The 19,503-nt window shown below is 37.7% G+C and carries 20 protein-coding genes; 4 read left to right on the forward strand and 16 right to left on the reverse strand.

Annotated features, from left to right (window positions below; all coding sequences use genetic code 11):
- Positions 1 to 37: 37 nt before the first annotated feature.
- The 4 genes from murB to MHH44_RS19685 form a co-directional block, all read right to left on the reverse strand.
- Positions 38 to 949 carry a UDP-N-acetylmuramate dehydrogenase gene (gene murB, locus MHH44_RS19670; protein ID WP_008405816.1) on the reverse strand — a complete coding sequence of 304 codons (912 nt, stop codon included), beginning with the start codon at positions 947 to 949 and terminating at the stop codon, positions 38 to 40.
- 85 nt (positions 950 to 1,034) lie between these two features.
- Positions 1,035 to 1,340: a winged helix-turn-helix transcriptional regulator gene (locus MHH44_RS19675; RefSeq protein ID WP_008405817.1), complete on the reverse strand. Its 306-nt coding sequence runs from the start codon at positions 1,338 to 1,340 to the stop codon at positions 1,035 to 1,037.
- A 198-nt stretch (positions 1,341 to 1,538) separates the two neighbouring features.
- Positions 1,539 to 2,177 carry an FMN-dependent NADH-azoreductase gene (locus MHH44_RS19680; RefSeq protein ID WP_008405818.1) on the reverse strand — a complete coding sequence of 213 codons (639 nt, stop codon included), beginning with the start codon at positions 2,175 to 2,177 and terminating at the stop codon, positions 1,539 to 1,541.
- 202 nt (positions 2,178 to 2,379) lie between these two features.
- Entirely contained in the window at positions 2,380 to 3,084 is a 705-nt protein-coding gene (locus MHH44_RS19685) for a DsbA family oxidoreductase (RefSeq protein ID WP_008405820.1), read from the reverse strand.
- A gap of 160 nt (positions 3,085 to 3,244) precedes the next feature.
- Between MHH44_RS19685 and MHH44_RS19690 the strand changes: the two genes are divergently transcribed.
- Complete coding sequence (locus MHH44_RS19690; protein WP_008405821.1) at positions 3,245 to 4,621, forward strand: FAD-dependent oxidoreductase; 1,377 nt, start codon at positions 3,245 to 3,247, stop codon at positions 4,619 to 4,621.
- 21 nt (positions 4,622 to 4,642) lie between these two features.
- On the opposite strand, the gene MHH44_RS19695 is transcribed toward MHH44_RS19690, so the two are convergent.
- The 3 genes from MHH44_RS19695 to MHH44_RS19705 form a co-directional block, all read right to left on the reverse strand.
- Positions 4,643 to 5,569, reverse strand: coding sequence for a manganese-dependent inorganic pyrophosphatase (locus MHH44_RS19695; RefSeq protein WP_008405822.1), 927 nt, complete (start codon positions 5,567 to 5,569; stop codon positions 4,643 to 4,645).
- 132 nt (positions 5,570 to 5,701) lie between these two features.
- Complete coding sequence (locus MHH44_RS19700; RefSeq protein WP_340799399.1) at positions 5,702 to 6,559, reverse strand: MurR/RpiR family transcriptional regulator; 858 nt, start codon at positions 6,557 to 6,559, stop codon at positions 5,702 to 5,704.
- Positions 6,560 to 6,907: 348 nt separating this feature from the next.
- Positions 6,908 to 8,140 carry an MFS transporter gene (locus MHH44_RS19705; protein WP_008405826.1) on the reverse strand — a complete coding sequence of 411 codons (1,233 nt, stop codon included), beginning with the start codon at positions 8,138 to 8,140 and terminating at the stop codon, positions 6,908 to 6,910.
- Between the two features lie 209 nt (positions 8,141 to 8,349).
- On the opposite strand from MHH44_RS19705, the gene thrC reads away from it, so the two are divergent.
- The 3 genes from thrC to MHH44_RS19720 all read left to right on the forward strand — a co-directional run bounded on the left by thrC (position 8,350) and on the right by MHH44_RS19720 (position 11,119).
- Entirely contained in the window at positions 8,350 to 9,408 is a 1,059-nt protein-coding gene (thrC, locus tag MHH44_RS19710) for a threonine synthase (protein WP_340799400.1), read from the forward strand.
- The gene (thrB, locus tag MHH44_RS19715; protein ID WP_340799401.1) at positions 9,405 to 10,304 is read left to right on the forward strand and encodes a homoserine kinase; all 900 of its coding nucleotides are present in this window, start codon (positions 9,405 to 9,407) and stop codon (positions 10,302 to 10,304) included. The genes thrC and thrB overlap by 4 nt, the downstream gene beginning before the upstream one ends.
- Before the next feature lie 167 nt (positions 10,305 to 10,471).
- Positions 10,472 to 11,119, forward strand: a complete 648-nt coding sequence (locus tag MHH44_RS19720; protein ID WP_008405832.1) for an NAD(P)-dependent oxidoreductase — start codon at positions 10,472 to 10,474, stop codon at positions 11,117 to 11,119.
- A gap of 85 nt (positions 11,120 to 11,204) precedes the next feature.
- On the opposite strand, the gene zupT is transcribed toward MHH44_RS19720, so the two are convergent.
- The 9 genes from zupT to MHH44_RS19765 form a co-directional block, all read right to left on the reverse strand.
- On the reverse strand, positions 11,205 to 12,026 hold the full coding sequence (gene zupT, locus MHH44_RS19725; RefSeq protein WP_014822515.1) for a zinc transporter ZupT: 822 nt from the start codon (positions 12,024 to 12,026) through the stop codon (positions 11,205 to 11,207).
- A 146-nt stretch (positions 12,027 to 12,172) separates the two neighbouring features.
- Complete coding sequence (locus MHH44_RS19730) at positions 12,173 to 12,766, reverse strand: phosphatase PAP2 family protein (protein ID WP_340799403.1); 594 nt, start codon at positions 12,764 to 12,766, stop codon at positions 12,173 to 12,175.
- Between the two features lie 119 nt (positions 12,767 to 12,885).
- Positions 12,886 to 13,218 (reverse strand): antibiotic biosynthesis monooxygenase family protein, encoded by a 333-nt coding sequence (locus MHH44_RS19735; RefSeq protein WP_008405838.1) that lies wholly within the window; start codon positions 13,216 to 13,218, stop codon positions 12,886 to 12,888.
- A gap of 64 nt (positions 13,219 to 13,282) precedes the next feature.
- A complete protein-coding gene (locus tag MHH44_RS19740) occupies positions 13,283 to 14,320 on the reverse strand; it encodes a siderophore ABC transporter substrate-binding protein (protein ID WP_008405840.1) in 1,038 nt (345 codons plus the stop codon).
- A gap of 184 nt (positions 14,321 to 14,504) precedes the next feature.
- Positions 14,505 to 15,272 carry an iron ABC transporter ATP-binding protein gene (locus tag MHH44_RS19745; protein WP_008405841.1) on the reverse strand — a complete coding sequence of 256 codons (768 nt, stop codon included), beginning with the start codon at positions 15,270 to 15,272 and terminating at the stop codon, positions 14,505 to 14,507.
- Positions 15,269 to 16,225: an iron chelate uptake ABC transporter family permease subunit gene (locus MHH44_RS19750; RefSeq protein ID WP_008405842.1), complete on the reverse strand. Its 957-nt coding sequence runs from the start codon at positions 16,223 to 16,225 to the stop codon at positions 15,269 to 15,271. Before MHH44_RS19750 ends, MHH44_RS19745 begins: the two co-directional genes overlap by 4 nt.
- A complete protein-coding gene (locus MHH44_RS19755) occupies positions 16,212 to 17,168 on the reverse strand; it encodes an ABC transporter permease (protein ID WP_008405843.1) in 957 nt (318 codons plus the stop codon). Before MHH44_RS19755 ends, MHH44_RS19750 begins: the two co-directional genes overlap by 14 nt.
- 277 nt (positions 17,169 to 17,445) lie before the next feature.
- The gene (menC, locus tag MHH44_RS19760; RefSeq protein WP_008405844.1) at positions 17,446 to 18,555 is read right to left on the reverse strand and encodes an o-succinylbenzoate synthase; all 1,110 of its coding nucleotides are present in this window, start codon (positions 18,553 to 18,555) and stop codon (positions 17,446 to 17,448) included.
- A gap of 50 nt (positions 18,556 to 18,605) precedes the next feature.
- Entirely contained in the window at positions 18,606 to 19,439 is an 834-nt protein-coding gene (locus MHH44_RS19765) for a GNAT family N-acetyltransferase (protein ID WP_008405845.1), read from the reverse strand.
- Positions 19,440 to 19,503: the final 64 nt, after the last annotated feature.

The following is a 19,503-nucleotide window of genomic DNA, read 5'->3' on the forward strand; positions in this document are numbered from 1 at the left end:
ATTAGCACGAGTTGGAGTTGCACTTTATCTTTCAAGATTAGTCTTCACCGACGATTTTTACTTCCATTTCTAAATCGATATCGAACTTCTCTTTTACGACACGCTGTACCATTTGAATTGTATCGATATAGTCTTTTGCCGTAGCATTGTTTTTATTGACGATAAATCCTGCATGCTTTGTAGAAACCTCGGCCCCACCAACACCCTTACCTTGCAATTCACTATCCTGAATGAGTTTACCTGCAAAATAACCTGGTGGACGTTTAAATACACTGCCTGCTGAAGGATATTCGAGGGGTTGCTTCGATTCACGCTGGAATGTTAAATCAGCAATTTTTTCATCGATTTGCTGTTGATCGCCTTGCGCTAATTGGAAAGTAGCTGACAGCACGAGATATCCTTTTTTTGCAATAATACTTTTACGGTAAGAAAGCTCCAGTTGTTCGTTATTCAGCTCAAGAATCTTTCCTTCCGGTGTCAGTACTCTACAAGATGTGACGATATCTTTAACCTCACCACCATAAGCACCGGCATTCATCGCCATTGCTCCTCCGATCGAACCTGGAATACCGCATGCAAATTCAAACCCAGTTAAACTTTTAGCTGCAACTTGTTTTGACACTTCTTTAATCAATGCACCACTTTGCGCATAAACCATATTACCTTCAATGCGAATTTCATCCAATAAGGCAAAATGCAGGACGATTCCACGGACACCACCATCACGAACGACCATATTAGACCCGTTCCCCAGCATGAGTAGCGGCACATTATTTTCATACGCATACTTAACGACAGCTGCTGCTTGCTCTTCTGTATTCGGCAGCACTAAAATATCTGCCTTACCGCCAAGTTTTGTCATCGTATATTTTTTTAGTGTTTCATTTATTTTTATATTAGTTGAAGGAATCCATTGTAATAAATCATTTTCCCACTGTTGAATTGTCATAAAAAACATTTTCCTTTCTTGTAAAGCTGACGTACTTTTTAAGTATCTGTTTTTATAACGCTTTTTACAAGTAAAACAACATGATTTATAACCAAGTTTTCGCCCAGATCTCAATTTCTCTAACAGTTTGTTCAAGGGAAAGCCCTTTATCTGTTAAATTATACTCTACACGAACCGGTACTTCTGAGTATACTTTACGTTCAACAATTCCTTCTTTTTCGAGTTCCTTTAAACGCTCCGACAATAAGCGTCCACTAATCGGCAATGCTGCTTCGATCGCATTGAAACGTTGAGGTCCTTCCAACAATTGATAAATAATTAAAGCTGTCCAGCGTTTCCCAACAAGCTCCATTGCTTTCGATAGACGCGGACATAGCGCTGATTCTTTCATTTTCTTCACCTCATATTCACTACTCTAAATCTAAATTTATTTAACTGCTACATATTATATTACCACTTCTCATCAATTACGAAAAGTAAGTAGCTTACTGCCAGGTTAATTTAAAATAATTGCAACTGCTCAATGACATAAAAAAGAAGGGAACTCACAACTTTGTGAATTACCCTTCTTTACTATATGAATAATAAATTATGCTGTTACTTTTGCTAAATTTTGCGCTGCAGCTTTTACTTTTTCTAGACCGTCAGCGATAATTTGTTCAGCGCCCGCTGGATTTGAAGCATGACCTTCGATAATAACTTCATCAATTTTTTCCATGCCATATACGCCACCAATAACTGCATTAATATAATTTACTGACATTTCTGATGCGTTTGCTTGTGGTGTTGAGTAAATACCGCCACGAGCGTTTAATACGATATATTTTTTGTCCGTCATTAAGCTTACTAATTGACCTTGTTCGTTATATTTAAATGAATAGCCAGCACCGTATGTGTAATCAATGAATGATTGTAATGCAGCTGGGATTGTTAAGTTCCATAATGGGAATGCAAATACTACTACATCAGCAGCTGTTAATGCTTCACGAGACTTATTGAAAGCAGCTAAAGAACCTTCTTGGATTGCTGATAATTCTTCGCCTGCTTGTGCTTTACCGAAAGCGTTGAATAATTCTTGACCGAAATATGGCATATTCTCTTCAAATACGTCAAAAGTTGTTACGTTTAAACCTTCATTATTCGCTACTTCAGCAATGAATGTTTCATACATTTTTGTTGATACGCCATCTGGGCGGTTATTTGCTTTTACTACTAATACGTTTGTCATTTTCATTCTCCCTAATATTTTTAATATTATTTATTTTTGCAATTTTATCTTGTTTTAAAGTATCTCAAATTCGAGGTACTTTTATATAATAAAAGAACAACCTAAAAAAATCAATTAGATTGTTCTCATACTTTAGTCTGAATTCCCATTTCGGTTTTATATAAAAATACGAATCTAGGTAAATTCACTCATTTTATTGCTTTTAAATATCACAAGAATCATCGGTACACGCAGCCCCGTCTACACCTTGCATTTTTAAAGGCTTACGTAAACCCATTTCCTGTGCTGCCTTTTCGATTGTTTGCTCAAACACTTCCTGTGGCTGTGCACCTGAAATACCGTACTTATTATCAATAACAAAGAAAGGTACGCCTCGTACACCAAGATTTTGAGCAACCGCAATATCTTGCTCAACTTGCTCCAAATACTCATTGCTCTCGATCACTTGTCGTGCTTTTTCAGCCGATAACCCGACTTCTTCTGCTAATGTCAGTAACACATCAGTTTGCCCGATTGCTTCACCTTCTAAAAAGTAGGCTTTTAACACACGCTCGGTGAACTCTTTTTCTTTTCCTTCTGTTTCAGCCCATTTCGCTAAACGGTGCGCTTTTACAGTGTTAGCACTTTTCATTTCATCAAAATTGTACTCAAGCCCTACTTCTTTGGCACGTGCTGTAACATTTGCTGTCATCTTCTTCACTTCATCTAATGAAATCTGGTATTTTCGTGACAATTCTTCATAGACAGAGCTTGTTGTATCAACTGGTGTGGAAGGATCCAATAAATAGCTTTTATATGCTACTTCAATCGCATCTCCATACCCAAGTTCATCTAATGCGATTTCTAACTGTTTTTTGCCGATATAGCAAAAAGGACATACATAATCAGACCATACTTCGATTTTCATGCTCATCACTCTCCTTGTCTTGTATTGTAGCGAGCAATTATTCAAAAGTACAATGTTTGAAACTCTCTACTCCCCACTAGTTGCGTAATGACTTAATTTGTAGCATAACTGAATAAATCAATGCCAAATACCCAATGCTAAAAAATAAAAAGGTGATATTTTGAAACAATCTCTATGGCTTCCAACACATTCAGAATTTTCTGCTCCAACACTTCAAGAATCGATTAACTGCGATATCTGTATTATCGGTGGGGGGATTAGCGGTATTTATACAGCCTATTCACTTGCTAAAGAGGGGCTGCAAGTTGTGCTAATTGAAGCAATGCCTCAGTTTTCACAAGGTACAACAGGCTATTCTACAGGGAAATTAACAGTACAGCATAATGTCATTTACTCAAAACTTAATGAAGAAGACGGGAAAATTTACTACGAGGCAAATAAACAGGCTATCGAACAAGCTGTTTCCGAAAGTAGCACCAGCTTTACCCGAGCTACTTCTTATGTTTATACAGCTACCCCTCAAGGAAAAGAGCAGCTTTTAAACGAGGCGGAAAGCTATAAAAAAATTGGGATTCCATTTGTTGCTACAAAGGACATCGAACTTTCGGTTCCTGTAGAACTTGCGCTCGGCATTAAAAATGAAGGTCAGATCAATCCTGTCGAGTTCACAAATACGTATGTTCATTTAGCAAGAAAACATGGAGCACAACTTTATTTAAATACGCGAGTCACTAAATTAGAAATGTCCAAAAATTGTCTTCATACAAGCAATGACCATACTGTCCATTATAAAAAGCTAATTTTATGTACACATTACCCGATTGAATCAATCCGTCAGCTTTATTCGATGAAGCTGCAAATTAAACGGTCCTACTTAACTGCAACAAAATATTCACAACTGTTAGAAGGGCAATATTTAAGCGTTGATGCTCAAAGCCGTACAATTCGAACGGCACTTATCGATAATCAGCCGTACTTTATCTATGGCGGGCAATCGCATACAGCAGGGTCCACAAGTGATACAGACCCGTTTTACGATACATTGCAGCATGAACTAACAACAGATTTTGAACTTCCTCCATATGAATATGGCTGGAGTGCCCAGGATATTATGACTGCAGACCAAATTCCTTACATCGGCCAGCTTTCCCCAAGCGATGACAGTTTGTATATTGCAACGGGTTTCAATAAATGGGGGCTTTCCTCATCGCTTGTTGCAGGAACATTGCTTACAGATCTTATTAAAAGAATTGCAAACCCGGCAGCTGCTTTATTCTCACCGGACCGTTCGAATTTCGGAAAGACTTTTTACTTTATGCTACAAACGGGCGGAATGATCGGAAAAGAGCTTGTAAAAGGCTATATCGACAGACCGGATGCGCCTAAGTGTACACACCTCGGCTGTAAAACAAGATGGAATGTAGCTGATGATACATGGGATTGTCCATGTCATGGATCCCGGTACAACGCAAAAGGCGAAGTCATCGAAGGCCCTGCCGTCTATCCGTTAAAAATGAAAAAATCCGGTAACTCTTAAAAGAGTTACCGGGTTTATTTTTTATTTTAAGTTTTCCGTTAATACTGGAACGATTTGTTTTTTTCGTGATACAACGCCAGGCAAGCTGATGCGACCGTTGACAATTGTTGCACCAAAGGCTTTCGCTGCTTCTTCGGCAACTTGTCCAGCTGCTACTGCTGTTGAATCATTGTTTAAAATATCCGTTACAACGAAGAAGAATAAATCAAGGCCGTTATCCGCAATATTTTTGTTCAATAAGTTTTCAAGCTCTTCTTGGCGACCAAGAACGTCCTCGATATCCACTGCGTTTACTTGGGCAACCGTCGCTTTATATTCACCAAATTCAAAGCCTTTTGCATCCAATGACAATAAATCTTCCAATGACTTATCTGAAAGGTCCGCACCTGCTTTTAGCATAGCTAAACCATATTGTGCAGTATCAACATTTGCAATGGCTGCCAATTCTTCACCAGCTTTTACATCTTGCTCTGTGCATGTCGGTGATTTGAATAATAATGTATCTGAAATAATTGCAGAAAGCATTAAACCCGCAATATTAGCCGGAATTTCCACATTATTTTCTTTAAATAATTTATTTAAAATTGTCGCTGTACAACCTACAGGCTCCGCACGGAAATAGAGCGGATCAGCTGTTGTAAAGTTCGCAATACGATGATGATCGATTACTTCCGTGATTTGTACGTCTTCAATTCCATCTGCCGATTGCTGGAACTCATTGTGGTCCACCAAAATTACATGTGCCGCTTCGTCTTTTACGTTCGCAATTAGACGCGGTGCTTCAAAGTTGAATTTTTCCAGTGCATACTTTGTTTCATTATTTAATTCTCCAAGACGAACTGCTTCTGCATCCACACCTAATTGTTGTTTTAAGTATGCATAAACAATTGCTGAAGTAATTGTATCTGTATCTGGATTTTTATGTCCGAAAACTAATGTTTTACTCATGAGTGAGCCTCCTATTTAAATGCTTTTCGCTCTTCATTTTAACATAACGATCTAAAAGTGAAAAACAGAAGATTTGCTAACATTACTTAGCAAAAAGTAAAACTGTAAGGGCTATTGGTTAGCCCTTACAGTTTAGCTGATTGCTATTAAATTTGATGTATTCAAAGCGCTTTTTGTGTTTTTAGTATACTGCTCATATTGTTGCGGATTTTGATCTACCATCGATTCCACTAATATATGTAAAAGAGAGAAAACCGCAATCGTACATGTGTTTCCGGATTCTTTTGTATTAGGAACGATGAGTACGAGGTTAGCCGGTTCATCTTGAGAAGTAAGCTCTTTGTTACGGATTGCCACAATTTTCACATTTTTTCTTTTAGCAATTTCAACTATTGTCGCCATATCTTCATACTCTTCATCAAGCGATATAATGAAAAGCAATGAATCTTCATCCATATATGCAACCTGCTGTGCAATTTTGTCTGCCTCATGGGGAATAAAATGAACGCGGTCTCGTAACCTATTGACATTGCTGTACATCCAAAATGCAACTGGTGTCGATTGTCTGAAACCTAAAAAGTGGATTTTCTTTGCTGTATGTAATAATTGCACAACTTCTTCAATATCCTGCTCTTTTAGTTGATTGAAAGTTTTTGAAATGTCGGCGATATCTTTTTTTACAATGTCTGCCCCAATGTGATTTCGGATTTTCTTTACAGGCAGCACTTGTTTAACTTCGCTTGCTTCACCTTTTTCCATTAAATATTCCTTCAGTTTATCTTGGAGCTCACTAAAACCTGCTAAATCCATTGAATAGCAAAACCTTATTACAGTCGATTCACTTACATCCGCTAATCTTCCTACTTCGGAGGCAGTATTGGTCCACACAATATTCGGATTATCCATAACAAACTGAGCAACTTTTCGCTGCCCCTTAGAAAGGCGAATATACTTCTTTTTAATATTTTCACAAATAGTCAAATTCTCCATCTCCCTTTCCTCTATTTTTTCAAAAATACTATCTCACTCATTCATGTAACTTTACGTGCACTAAATTCTTAATAATAAAAAATACATTATCATGAATAATAATAGAATTCAACGAGTTTTCTGAAAAAACTTTAGCATACTAAAGAATATAAAATTTCAAATAGAAAATTGACATACTTTTGTAAAATATATAGTTTATAAAAGAACTATTATTAAAAATCCTGTTAAGCGCATTCAACTATTAGGTATTTTTTTACATATCATTCATATTAAAAGGGACCTGCGCTTTTTTAATAGCACAGGTCCTTATTATTTATTATACTCTATGGATTGCCATTCGGCATTTAACTATTGTAATTCTGTTTGCTTCGTTTCTTTCCCTAAAAAAATAACCGCTAATACACCAATAACGATGGCTACACAGAAAATAGCGAAAATAAAGCTAATATCATAACCTTTTGTCAGCAGTGTCCCCACTAATAATGGGCCGAAAATACCTCCAACTCGACCTATTGCTGCCGCCATACCCGCTCCCGTTCCACGTACGATTGCCGGATATTGCTCAGGTGTATAGGCATATAAAGCACCCCAGGCTCCCAAGTTAAAGAATGAAAGCAACATACCCGAAATTAATAATGTTTCGATCGTTTCTGCACCACCGAATACAAAGGCACTTGCTGCAGTACCTAATAAATATGTAACTAATACAAATTTCCGCCCAAACTTCTCGATAAACCAAGCAGCTGTAAAATAACCTGGTAATTGGGCTAAAGTCATTATTAATACATATTTAAAACTTGATATTAAATCAAATCCTTTGCCAACCATTACACTTGGTAACCATAAAAACATGCCGTAGTAAGAAAATACAACTGCAAACCATAAAACCCAAAGCATTAGTGTAGAACGTGCATATTTTTTCTCCCATAATGTTGCGATATTTTGAAATACTGAACGTTTTTTCGATTCCTCTTTTACCCTGAACTGTGGAGAGTCCGGTAATTTCATTCTTATATAAATTGCATAAAGTGCAGGAATTGCCGTAATTAATAATGCAACTCGCCAGCCTTCTAGTGGCCAAAATTCAGCCGGTATAACGAAATAGGCAATAAGCGCAGCAATTAGCCAGCCTCCAGCCCAAAAACTTTCAAGTAAAACAACAACTCTTCCGCGTTCTTCAGCTTTTACGCTTTCAGATACAAGTGTCGAAGCAACCGGTAATTCCCCGCCAAGCCCCATTCCAACAAAGAAACGTAATATTAAAAAGAGCGTCAACGTTGTCGTAAAAGCGGATAATCCACTCGCAACGGAGAAAATTATTAATGTCCACATAAAAATTTGTTTACGTCCAACTTTATCTGCAAGTACACCAAATAACACCGCACCTACTGCCATACCGATGGAGTTTACACTTGCAATCCAACCCATTTGACTACTATTCAATCCCCAGTCAACCGCAAGTGCTGCAATGATAAAGGATAGTATTCCAACATCCATTGCATCGAACATCCATCCAACCCCTGCTATACGTAAAAGTTTATTACGTGATAAGGGCTTTTGTTCATTTGTTCCCACTGACATTACTTTTCCACCTTCCATGTGTCTTTACACCTGACTTAACAACATTATTATAATACATTTCTTTCTTAAAAGTGACAACATTTTTTTTACTTAACAAATTGTTCCGACAATTTAACAATTCCTATTGAAATAAGAAACACATAGGTATAAAATGTCTTGTATACAAAAACAAATGTTCACCTAGCGAGAACAGAAGGAGTTTATTATCTATGTGGAAAGGTCTTATCGAAGAATATAAACAGTACCTACCTGTTACTGAAAATACACCTGCTTTATCACTAAATGAAGGAAATACACCACTAATCCCGTTAGTAAATTTATCAAAAGAGCTCGGAATTGAGTTATACGGAAAAATCGAAGGCGCTAACCCAACCGGATCTTTTAAAGACCGTGGTATGGTATTTGCTGTTGCAAAAGCAATTGAAGAAGGTTCTAAAGTTGTTATTTGTGCATCTACAGGCAATACATCCGCTGCTGCAGCGGCATATGCGGCACGTGCAGGCATTCAGTCTATCGTTGTCATTCCAAAAGGCAAAGTAGCACTCGGAAAATTGGCACAAGCATGCATGTACGGTGCAAAGATTATTGAAATTGACGGTAACTTTGATGATGCATTAAATATTGTTCGCAAAATTGGGGAAAATACTCCTATCGCACTTGTTAACTCTGTAAACCCATATCGTATTGAAGGTCAAAAAACAGCTGCGTTTGAAATTGTCGACCAACTTGGTCAAGCACCTGACTACTTATGTATTCCTGTAGGAAACGCAGGGAATATTACAGCTTACTGGAAAGGCTTTAAAGAATATAATGAAGCAAAACAAAGCGGTCTTCCTAAAATGTATGGGTTTGAAGCAGAAGGTGCCGCTGCAATCGTGCAGGGTGCTCCCATTGCAAATCCGGAAACAGTAGCAACAGCGATTCGTATCGGAAATCCAGCAAGCTGGAAGTTCGCTGAAACAGCTCGTGATGAGTCAGGCGGTCTAATTGATGCTGTAACAGATGAAGAAATTTTAGAAGCTTATAAAATAATTGCCAACAAAGAGGGGATTTTTGTGGAGCCGGGTTCAGCTGCTTCATTAGCTGGTGTCATTAAATCTGTAAAAGCTGGTAAAATTGCTGCAGGCAGTCGTGTTGTTACAATCTTTACTGGAAACGGCTTAAAAGACCCGGATACAGCGATGAATGTTTCAACTGTTGACCTTGTTTCTTTACAAAATGACGAGCAGGAAATCCGTAATTATATCGAGGGCGTATTTAGTCTATGAGTAAAAAGTGGCAAATCAAAGTTCCTGGCAGTACAGCAAATTTAGGCCCTGGATTTGATTCCATTGGCCTTGGACTATCACTCTATTTAACATTGGATGTCACATTACAAAATGAGTGGGAATTTATGCATATTGGTGACAATGTGCCTTCTGATACGACAGTCGACACACATTTAATTTATACAATTGCACAACAGGTAGCACAGCAATATAATGCAACGCTGCCTCCATGTAAAGTTGAGATGACTAGCGAGCTTCCCCTTGCTCGTGGTATTGGCAGCAGCGCGGCAGCAATCGTGGGTGCTATTGAATTAGCCAATATTTTAGGGGATCTGAAATTATCGCAACAGGATAAGCTGAACATTTCATCTCAAATTGAAGGACATCCTGATAACGCAACCGCTTCGGTATTGGGCGGGTTGACGATTTCCTCAATGGACGAAGCCGGAATTGTCGACACACTACATATTCAGGAAATGGATGCAGCATTCGTTGTATTTATCCCGAATATCGAACTTAAAACAGCAGCATCACGCGGTGTTTTACCGGAGCACCTGAAACGTAGCTATGCAGTGCGTGCGAGCGCCAGTGCGAATATGCTAGCAGCTTCCCTGATTGCAAAGGATTATGAGCGAATCGGACGTTATATGGAAGCAGACCTTTTCCATGAACCTTTCCGAGCAAACCTTATTCCTGCTTATAAAGAAATTCGCGAAGCAGCAAAAAAGGCCGGAGCATATGGAACTGCTTTAAGTGGTGCCGGACCAACATTAATCTCGATGATCCCGCTTGCTTTATCCGAACAGTTTACCTCCTCAATGCAACAACAGTTTCCGGAACACCAAGTTGTAGTGACAACTGCTTCACCATCCGGCTCCACTGTCACAGCTTATTAATAATAAAATTATAGATGAAGCTCTTTATAAGGGTATTTAATGTACGTTATTTCCATATACGAATAACGTACATTTTTTGTTTTTTCTATACAATTTTGTCTTTTATGCATAATTTCCCTTAAATTTGGGTATATTAATAAATCTACTGTTAGAAAGGGGTAATGTTTATGAAAATTGCAGTTATTGGGGCTGCTGGTAAGGCAGGAACTCATATTTTAAGAGAAGCAATAATGAGAAACTTTGATGTGACAGCGATTGTAAAAAATAGGGCAACAGTTCAAGAAGAAAATATTAACATCATTGAAAGCGACCTGTTTAATTTAACAGAGGAACAAATCGCTCCTTTCGATATCTTAATTAATGCTTTTGCTCCACTACCAGGGGAAGAACATTTACATGTTGATGCTGGTGAACATTTAATTTCCTTACTAGAAGGAACAGAGAAAAAGTTGTTCGTCATCGGGAGTTCAGGCTGCCTTTTTGTTGATCGCGAAAAAACAGTTCGCCTTATGGATCTCGAAGATTATCCGGAAGACCTTGCTGTCGCAGCAAAGGCTCAATTGCAGAATCTGCGTGATTTGGAAAGCTCTTCAATCCACTGGTCCTTTGCCATTCCATCGGCAATGTTCGATTCGGATGGACCGCGTACCGGCCACTATATTAAGGGTGAAGAGAAAATTTTAGTAAACTCACAATTTAACAGTTATATCAGTTATGCTGATTTTGCTGTCGCATTGCTCGATGAAATTGAAAAAAATGAATACCCAAATACAACATTTACTGTTGCATCTGAAAATGTAACAGCAGCATCTTAATAAATAGCGCCGAAGCTTCTGGCCTCGACACGAAAAAAAGCCAGCATGTTCCCACTAGGAGATGCTGGTTTTTTTTGTGGAGAAATTAAGTTAACATCACTAAACTGATCGCCATAACTGCCATACCTGCTATTAATCCATAAATTGAAGAATGGGCTTCATCATATTTTTTAGCAGCCGGCAGCAGCTCATCAATCGAAATAAATACCATAATACCTGCAACACCAGCAAAAACAATACCGAACAATGTATCTGTCATAAATTGCATTAGTACTAAGTAGGCAATAAACGCACCGAGCGGCTCTGATAAACCAGAGGCGAACGACCATTTAAATGCCTTCATACGCTTCCCTGTTGCATAAAAGATAGGAATAGCTACCGCAATACCTTCGGGAATATTATGAATGGCTACAGCAATTGCTATCGCTACTCCGACATTCGGGTCCTGCAATACCGCCATAAATGTCGCAATACCTTCCGGAAAGTTATGAATCGCGATTGCTAACGCTGTAAATAAACCCATTTTCATTAACCGGTCTGCTTCTACATCTTCATTTCCGATTAATTGAGCCTTTTGTACATCTTCTACAGACTTTACTTCATGCGGGTTTCTACCCTTTGGAATAAACCGGTCGATTAAGGCAATTAAAAGCATCCCCCCGAAAAAGCCGATGATTGTGTACCAATACCCTACTGTCTCCCCATGAACGTTAACTAAAGCGTCTTTCGCTTTTACAAAAATCTCTACAAGTGATACATAAATCATAACACCTGCTGAAAAGCCTAATGCAACTGAAAGAAACCTTTTATTTGTGCGTGTTGTAAAAAATGCGATCAAGCTGCCAATACCTGTAGCAAGCCCTGCAAATAATGTTAAGCCTAACGCTAATAATACATTCTCATCCATACAATTCTCCTTCTTTATAATCTTTTCTCATATTATACGCACAATGTTTCCTATGTGCAACTTTTTTTAAGCGGGAAACATCTTGTGCGGGTAACCAAACCAAATACTAAAAAAAGGATTCCTAATCATCAGGAATCCCAATACTACTATTTATGCTTTTTTGACTCATACCATAATACGCATAGGACAAACCAAGTATACCCGATACTCCACCCTGCTAAAACATCCGTTGCATAGTGGCGACCTTCCGCTATACGTGATAAACCTATGAAAAAAATAAGGACTAGCATTACACTGTATGTAACAAACTTCCAATTTTTATTTTTCAGCCATTTCGAAATCAAATATGCGAGCGTTAAAAAGAACATTACACTGATTTGCGCATGTCCTGAAGGAAAGCTAAATGAAGTTAGCTGATCTTCAATTTCCGGACGTGGTCGTGAAAAAATACGCTTTAAAAGCTGATTCAGCCCATTTCCAACCCCAACTGTAAGAAGCACAAAGAGCACACCGCGAAAATCTTTTTTAAAGATTGCCAAATACAGCAAGATAATAACGGTTGCAACTATAACAAACTTTATTTCTCCTAAATAATGAAATAAAATAATGAAATTATTACCAAATAATAAAGGGCGGATTTTCATATCAAATGCCTCGAAGCTTGGTGTATCAAAATTCAGTGCAATAATAATAAACACCAGCAATGTAACGAATGCAAAAATTGAAACTTTCTTTTTCAAACGATAACCTACTTTCCTTATACGAACTGTTACTTCACTATTATTATATGTAGTATACAAAAAATAAAAATCCACTTCGCTAAAAAACTCTGCAAAGTAGATTCCCTCTTAACCATTCATTATTCTACAACTGTGTAATTTCCGTGCTCCATTGAAATAACGAAATCCGGTTTAGGTGGTTTACCGCCATGCTCTTTGATTTTCGCTTTGTGTCCCGCAATATGCTCCGGACTCTTCTCCCAGGCTTTCCATGCATCCTCCGATTCCCAACGAATAATCATTACAACTTCCTCTTCACCACGTCGCACATTTTTTACAAGCAGTTCACGGCCAATAAATCCTTCACGTTGTTCAAGCATCGTTGGACCTTGACCAGGTTTTTTGCTAAATCGCTCGATAATTTTAAGCGAATTGCCTTCTGTTACGATCCATTTGCGAATTTGTACGAACATTTTAATTCCCCTCTCTTTTAAAAAGGCACGCCTCTACTTGAGAGACATGCCTTCTTTAATTATATTATTTTAATTCGTTTAAGATTTCATCTAATTTTTCTGCTTCAGTTGTTACTCCGTTAGAAGAGAAGTACCAGTTTACGCCATCAAGGTAAACGATTTTGCCTTCTTTGTAAGCACGCGTTTGTTTGATGATATCGTTTTCGATGTCAGCTTTGATTGTTTCTACATCAGATGCTGTACGGTCGATGATTAATAATACTTCCGGGTCTACAGAAAGAATTGACTCATACGAAAAGTCAGAACCGTGTGATGAAGCTTTGATCTCAGTTGTTGATGGTTTAAAACCAAAGTCATTGTATACGTATGCGAAACGAGAATCTTCACCGTTGTCGAAACCAGAGATTTTTTTGTCGTTGTACATTGCTACTAATGCATTTTCATAGCCAGCTGCTTTTTCTTTTACAGCGTCAACTTTTTCTTGTAATGCAGCTTTTAACTCTTCAGCTTTTTCTTGTTTCCCGAAGATTTCAGCAGCTAAGTCAACTGATTCGTATACACCTTCAACATAGTTTGAGTTATCAGAACCGATGAATACTACGTTTGGTGTAATTTCTTTTAATTCTTCATAGAAAGAACCTTGACGACCTGAGATGAAGATTGCATCCGGGTTAGCAGCTGCTACTTTTTCGAAGTCGATCTGTTTTAAAGAACCAACATCAGTAATTGAATCATTTAAATATTTTTCTTTTAAATGCTCAGGGAAGTTACCTTTACCGCCGTTAGCAGCGATACCAACGATACCTTCAACACCTAATGCATCAAGTGTATCTAAGAAACCATAGTCAAATACTACGATGTTTTTTGGCATTTCTTCAAATGTTACATCTTCAAAAGTAAGGGATTTACCGTCTTCTGTTTCACTACCCGCTGATAATGGAGATACTGTCATTGGGAAAGCAGGGGCTTCCGTAGATGAAGTTGTTTCTTCTGTTTTAGCTGGTTCGTTCGCTTCATCTTTTGTAGATGTTTCTTCGTCTGAACCACAAGCTGCTAACATTAATGTTAATGCTGCTGCCGTTAAAAATTTCCACTTTTTCATTGTTACTTTTCCTCCTAAAATACCCTCAAGCGAGAGTGATAATCGTTTTCAATTAACTAACGTTAGTGTAAATCAACTGCCTATAGTTGTCAATGAATATTCTGAAACTAATATTCATTCTCAATTAAATTTACAAAATAAATACATAAGCGAGCAAAGCTTATGCATTTATCCGCATTTTTATTTAACTATGTGAATTAAAATATACACAAATACGACAGCCATCTTGTTCCTGCACCGGAATATGCATATCATATACTTCTCGTAATGCTTCAGAGTTAATAATCTCATTTGTTGGACCATCTTTTACAAGGCGTCCATCTTTCAATGCGACAATCCGATCTGAATATACTGAAGCAAAGTTAATATCATGTAAAACAATTACTACTGTTTTGCCTAACTCATCAACAAGCTTGCGTAAAATTTTCATAATTTGAACAGAGTGCTTCATATCCAAGTTGTTTAAAGGCTCATCCAGTAAAATATATTCTGTATCCTGAGCGATTACCATCGAGATAAAAGCACGTTGCTTTTGACCACCTGATAATTCATCCAAAAACTTATGTTCCATTTCACCAAGTGTCATATATTCAATTGCACGGTCGATATGCTGCTCATCTTCTGGAGTCAAACGACCTTTCGAATATGGATAACGGCCAAATGATACAAGCTCACGAACTGTTAAACGCACATTTAAATGATTTGACTGACGTAAAATAGCAACGCGTTTCGCAAAATCATTGGACTTCATTTTTTTAACATCACTTTGATCTAAAAATACTTCACCTGTATCTGCATCAAGCAACCGGCTTACCATTGATAATAATGTAGATTTACCTGCTCCATTCGGTCCGATAAACGAAGTAATTGCTTTCGGCTGAATAGTTAATGATACATCCTCAACAACCGGTTTTTTTCCAAAGCTTTTAGAAAGCCCTTTAATTTCAATCATCCTGCTTTCCTACTTTCCTTCAGTATTAGGTAAATAAAGTAAAGTCCACCGACAAAGTTAATAATAACGCTGATCGTTGTACTTAACTGGAATACATGCAGTACTAAGAACTGCCCACCGACAAGTGCAATAATACTAATTAAACTCGCACCCACTATTAAAACCGAATGCTTGTACGTAGCAAAAAACTGATATGCCAAGTTAGAAACGATTAACCCTAAAAATGTAATCGGACCAACAAGCGCAGTAGATGTTGCAATTAAAACTGAAGATAAAATTAATACTTTCAATACTATTCTATCATAATTTACACCTAAGTTTATCGCATTCTCCCGACCTAGTGACATGACATCTAAATCTCGCAATAAACGGTAACCGTAGATAAATGAAGCCCCTAAAATAATGACAGCAATGAATAGCAGCTCTGTTTTCACATTCATGAAACTAGCGAACAGACGTGTCTGTAAGCTTTCATATTCTACCGGGTCAATTATTACTTGTAAAAACGTTACAAAACTGCCGAGCAATGTTCCGATTATCATTCCGGCAAGTAAAAGCAGGAAAATCGGATGTTTATCTGCCCTGAACAAGAAACGGTATAAAATCAGTGCGAAAATTACCATCGCCAAAATTGATAAACCAAAGTTTAAATAACGACTTACTACAAAGATTGACGCAGATCCTGCAAAGAAGAAAATAACCGTTTGCACTACTTCATACATCGAATCGACGCCCATCATAGATGGTGTCAGTAAACGGTTATGTGTAACCGTCTGAAATGTAACGGTCGCATATGCAATCGCCGTTCCTGTAATTACCATTGCGGCTATTCGCTCTAATCGCTTTGGAAAGGCATAACTGAAACCGCCCTGAATATTGTAAAAAGCAAATAACGCAATACATACCAGTGCGATAATTGCTAAGAAAATCAACTTCGTACTATTTTTTCGCATATGCTTTCCCCCTAAATAACATTACTAAGAAGATCGCACTGCCGATTACCGCAACCGTTGTGTTTACGGGAATTTCAAACGGGTATACAATTAAACGACTTAAAATATCACACATTAATAGGAATGCTGCACCTAAGAAGATTGTATGCGGAATTGTTTTACGTAAATTGTCTCCCATATATAATGAAACCAAGTTCGGTACGATTAATCCTAGGAAAGGTATAATCCCTACCGTTAAGACAACTGTAGTGGAAATAATCGCTACTAGTACTAAACCAAGATTCAATACGGTACGATAGCTTAAGCCAAGATTTTTGGCGAAATCTTCACCCATGCCAGCAACTGTAAACTTATTGGCATATAAATACGCAAGGAAAATTGCAGGCACCGCTACATAAAGCAATTCATAGCGACCTGATACAACAAGTGTAAAACTTCCTAGAAAGAATGTATCTACACTTTGCAGCACATCCGCCTCATACGCAAGAAATGTTGAAATGGCACCAATAATATTCCCATACATAATCCCGATAAGAGGTACAAAAATAACGTCCTTGAATTTAATGCTTTCAAGAAGACGCATGAAAACCATCATACCGATCAGTGCAAATGTAAAACTGAATATAATTTTCTCCATATACCCAACACTTGTAAAAAATATCATTGATACAACAATACCTAGCTTTGCCGCATCAAGCGTACCAGACGTTGTCGGCGATACGAATTTGTTACGGCTTAAGCTTTGCATAATTAATCCTGAAATACCCATCCCTGCCCCAGCAAGTATAATTGCCATTAATCGCGGTACTCGACTCATTAAGAAAATTTGCATTTTATCTGAATCCCAATCCAATAAATCAGATGGCTTAATGTCGATAGCTCCGATAAACAATGATAAAAAGGACAGGACGATGGTCGCTACTACGAGCATCCAAAGTCTCATTTCATTCTCCCACTATTCTTTATATATTTTATACCTCTATATATTACGTAAATTCTAAATGAAAATGAGAATCATCTCTTTCCCTACATCATTATATAATTGCTAATAATGAAAATCAAACAGACAATTTATAATAAGTTATTTTAAAAGAAGAATAGACTGAAAAATGTACTTTTAGAGCGTTTCTCCGCTTTAATTACGCATCCTTTCTCTTTATTAATAGGAAGAAAATTCAAATTAAAAAAGACCACAATTATTAAAAATTGTGGCCTTACATTTATAATCGATATGTTTTTTTACTTACACTATACTTATTTAATGCTTCGCGATTCACATTATAGCCAAGCCCTTTTGACTTTGGAACAGTAATGTAGCCATCTGTAACGGTTACTTCAGGTTGAATAATATCTTCATGCCAATAACGTTCAGAAGCAGCAGTATCTCCAGGCATTATAAAGTTTGCAAGACTTGTCAGTGCAACATTTTGTGCGCGGCCGATACCCGCTTCCAGCATTCCTCCACACCACACAGGAATATTGTGTTCCATACAGTAGTCATGGATACGCTTTGCTTCGCTAATACCGCCAACTCGCGCAATTTTAATATTTATCACCCGACAGCTGCCAAGTTGAACCGCTTTTCTCGTGTCCTCTAATGAAGTAATACTCTCATCTAAACAAACCGGTGTCTTTATTTGTTTTTGCAATAGTGCATGATCGATGAGGTCATCATGCGCTAATGGCTGTTCAATCATCATTAAATTAAATGCATCCAACTCTTTTAAACGATCGATGTCATCTAATGTATACGCAGAGTTTGCATCTGCCATTAAAGGAATTACCGGGAATGCCTGCCGAATTGTTCGGATCAGCTCAATATCTTTGCCTGGCTTAATTTTTACTTTAATTCGTTTATAACCTTCATCCAAAAACTGCTGAATCGTTTGGATCAGCTGTTCATCTGTAGGCTGTAAACCGATGCTGATTCCTACTTCAATTTTTTCCCGGACTCCTCCAACAGCCGATGCCAACGATTGGTTCGTCAATTGAGCATAAATATCCCACACCGCTCCTTCAATGGACGCTTTCGCCATATTATTACGTCGAATCGGACGGAATATTTCATACACGTCATCCGGATGCTTTAATTCTTTCCCAAGCAATGCAGGGATTAAAAAATCCTCCAATAAATGAAGCGAAGTTTTAAATGTTTCTTCTGTATAGGAAGGCTCCTCAAATGCAACCCCCTCGCCCCAACCGACTACACCACTTTCATCTGTCGCCTCAATAACTAAAAAACGCTTGTCTTGCATTGTACCTAAGCCTGTCGTAAATGGGGTTTTCATTCGCATCACTAGTTCATGAATTGTTACTTTTACTAATTTCATATTTGTTGCTCCTAATAATATTCAGCCGCCGAATCATTCACTAATTGATGCTAAAGAGCAAATAATGAACGCTTTACAAGTAAGTAATGGCTAATATTATCATCTATTTTGTTTAAATAAATTATTTTATAATTTTGATCAAACATTGCCTGTAAAATGTGTCTTGTTTTATAGCGCCAATCTTCTGCTAAAGAGACACTTTCCACTTTGATTTTCTGGAAGTTCGTAGGGATAGGTAACAGATAGGCATCATGGATAAGTGACTCTTCTTTTTTGAATCTTTGCTCCGGATCCAATGTCGGAAGGCCTACCATATTTTCTTCCCAATTTACTACCGGCTTTGCTTCATCCAGTAATTCTTCCACTTTCGCATCCCAGCGCAAGTAATCATTATCTACAAGTTGCCATTCTACACAAAGACGATCTGTAGGTAATACTCGATTGAACGGATCTTCCATTTCTCCGTAGCAATTTTCTATATAAGTATCGCTGTAACTACGCAATTTTGAAAAGTTTAAAAATCCGCTGCGTGCTTCAAGAGGGTCAAATGTCCAGCGGCAAGTTCTATAACCGCGCTCTATAGCGATATCCTTTAAGTAATTTTTAAGAAGTTCTCCAACGCCTTGCTCACGATAATTACGTTTCACACCAATCATATGGGAATATAAGTATATATTCTCATCCATATATCCAGGGCAACTATAGTTAAAACCAATTATTTCATCATTTAAATATGCACCGAGTACAATCCCGCCATTGCGAATCGTCGCAATTGTCTGATGTACTGGAATGCTGCCGACAGCCCAAATTTCATGCTCTAGCTTACGTGCCTCTTCAATTTGTTCAATTGTCGTTAACTCTTTAATCATCACTGATTCTAACATAATTCTGCCTCCCCTATAGTTACTTTTCTTCATTCTTAAAAACGCCTTGCTTTACTTAGTTCTC

Source organism: Solibacillus sp. FSL K6-1126 (genome assembly GCF_038003445.1).
GTDB lineage: Bacteria > Bacillota > Bacilli > Bacillales_A > Planococcaceae > Solibacillus > Solibacillus silvestris.

What these genes read in the sequence shown, in the direction of transcription:
- murB (WP_008405816.1), bottom strand. Translation starts at nt 949, where the DNA reads ATGACAATTCAACAGTGGGAAAATGATTTATTACAATGGATTCCTTCA.
- MHH44_RS19675 (WP_008405817.1), bottom strand. Translation starts at nt 1,340, where the DNA reads ATGAAAGAATCAGCGCTATGTCCGCGTCTATCGAAAGCAATGGAGCTT.
- MHH44_RS19680 (WP_008405818.1), bottom strand. Translation starts at nt 2,177, where the DNA reads ATGACAAACGTATTAGTAGTAAAAGCAAATAACCGCCCAGATGGCGTA.
- MHH44_RS19685 (WP_008405820.1), bottom strand. Translation starts at nt 3,084, where the DNA reads ATGAAAATCGAAGTATGGTCTGATTATGTATGTCCTTTTTGCTATATC.
- MHH44_RS19695 (WP_008405822.1), bottom strand. Translation starts at nt 5,569, where the DNA reads ATGAGTAAAACATTAGTTTTCGGACATAAAAATCCAGATACAGATACA.
- MHH44_RS19700 (WP_340799399.1), bottom strand. Translation starts at nt 6,559, where the DNA reads ATGGAGAATTTGACTATTTGTGAAAATATTAAAAAGAAGTATATTCGC.
- MHH44_RS19705 (WP_008405826.1), bottom strand. Translation starts at nt 8,140, where the DNA reads ATGTCAGTGGGAACAAATGAACAAAAGCCCTTATCACGTAATAAACTT.
- thrC (WP_340799400.1), top strand. Translation starts at nt 8,350, where the DNA reads ATGTGGAAAGGTCTTATCGAAGAATATAAACAGTACCTACCTGTTACT.
- thrB (WP_340799401.1), top strand. Translation starts at nt 9,405, where the DNA reads ATGAGTAAAAAGTGGCAAATCAAAGTTCCTGGCAGTACAGCAAATTTA.
- MHH44_RS19720 (WP_008405832.1), top strand. Translation starts at nt 10,472, where the DNA reads ATGAAAATTGCAGTTATTGGGGCTGCTGGTAAGGCAGGAACTCATATT.
- zupT (WP_014822515.1), bottom strand. Translation starts at nt 12,026, where the DNA reads ATGGATGAGAATGTATTATTAGCGTTAGGCTTAACATTATTTGCAGGG.
- MHH44_RS19735 (WP_008405838.1), bottom strand. Translation starts at nt 13,218, where the DNA reads ATGTTCGTACAAATTCGCAAATGGATCGTAACAGAAGGCAATTCGCTT.
- MHH44_RS19740 (WP_008405840.1), bottom strand. Translation starts at nt 14,320, where the DNA reads ATGAAAAAGTGGAAATTTTTAACGGCAGCAGCATTAACATTAATGTTA.
- MHH44_RS19745 (WP_008405841.1), bottom strand. Translation starts at nt 15,272, where the DNA reads ATGATTGAAATTAAAGGGCTTTCTAAAAGCTTTGGAAAAAAACCGGTT.
- MHH44_RS19750 (WP_008405842.1), bottom strand. Translation starts at nt 16,225, where the DNA reads ATGCGAAAAAATAGTACGAAGTTGATTTTCTTAGCAATTATCGCACTG.
- MHH44_RS19755 (WP_008405843.1), bottom strand. Translation starts at nt 17,168, where the DNA reads ATGAGACTTTGGATGCTCGTAGTAGCGACCATCGTCCTGTCCTTTTTA.
- menC (WP_008405844.1), bottom strand. Translation starts at nt 18,555, where the DNA reads ATGAAATTAGTAAAAGTAACAATTCATGAACTAGTGATGCGAATGAAA.
- MHH44_RS19765 (WP_008405845.1), bottom strand. Translation starts at nt 19,439, where the DNA reads ATGTTAGAATCAGTGATGATTAAAGAGTTAACGACAATTGAACAAATT.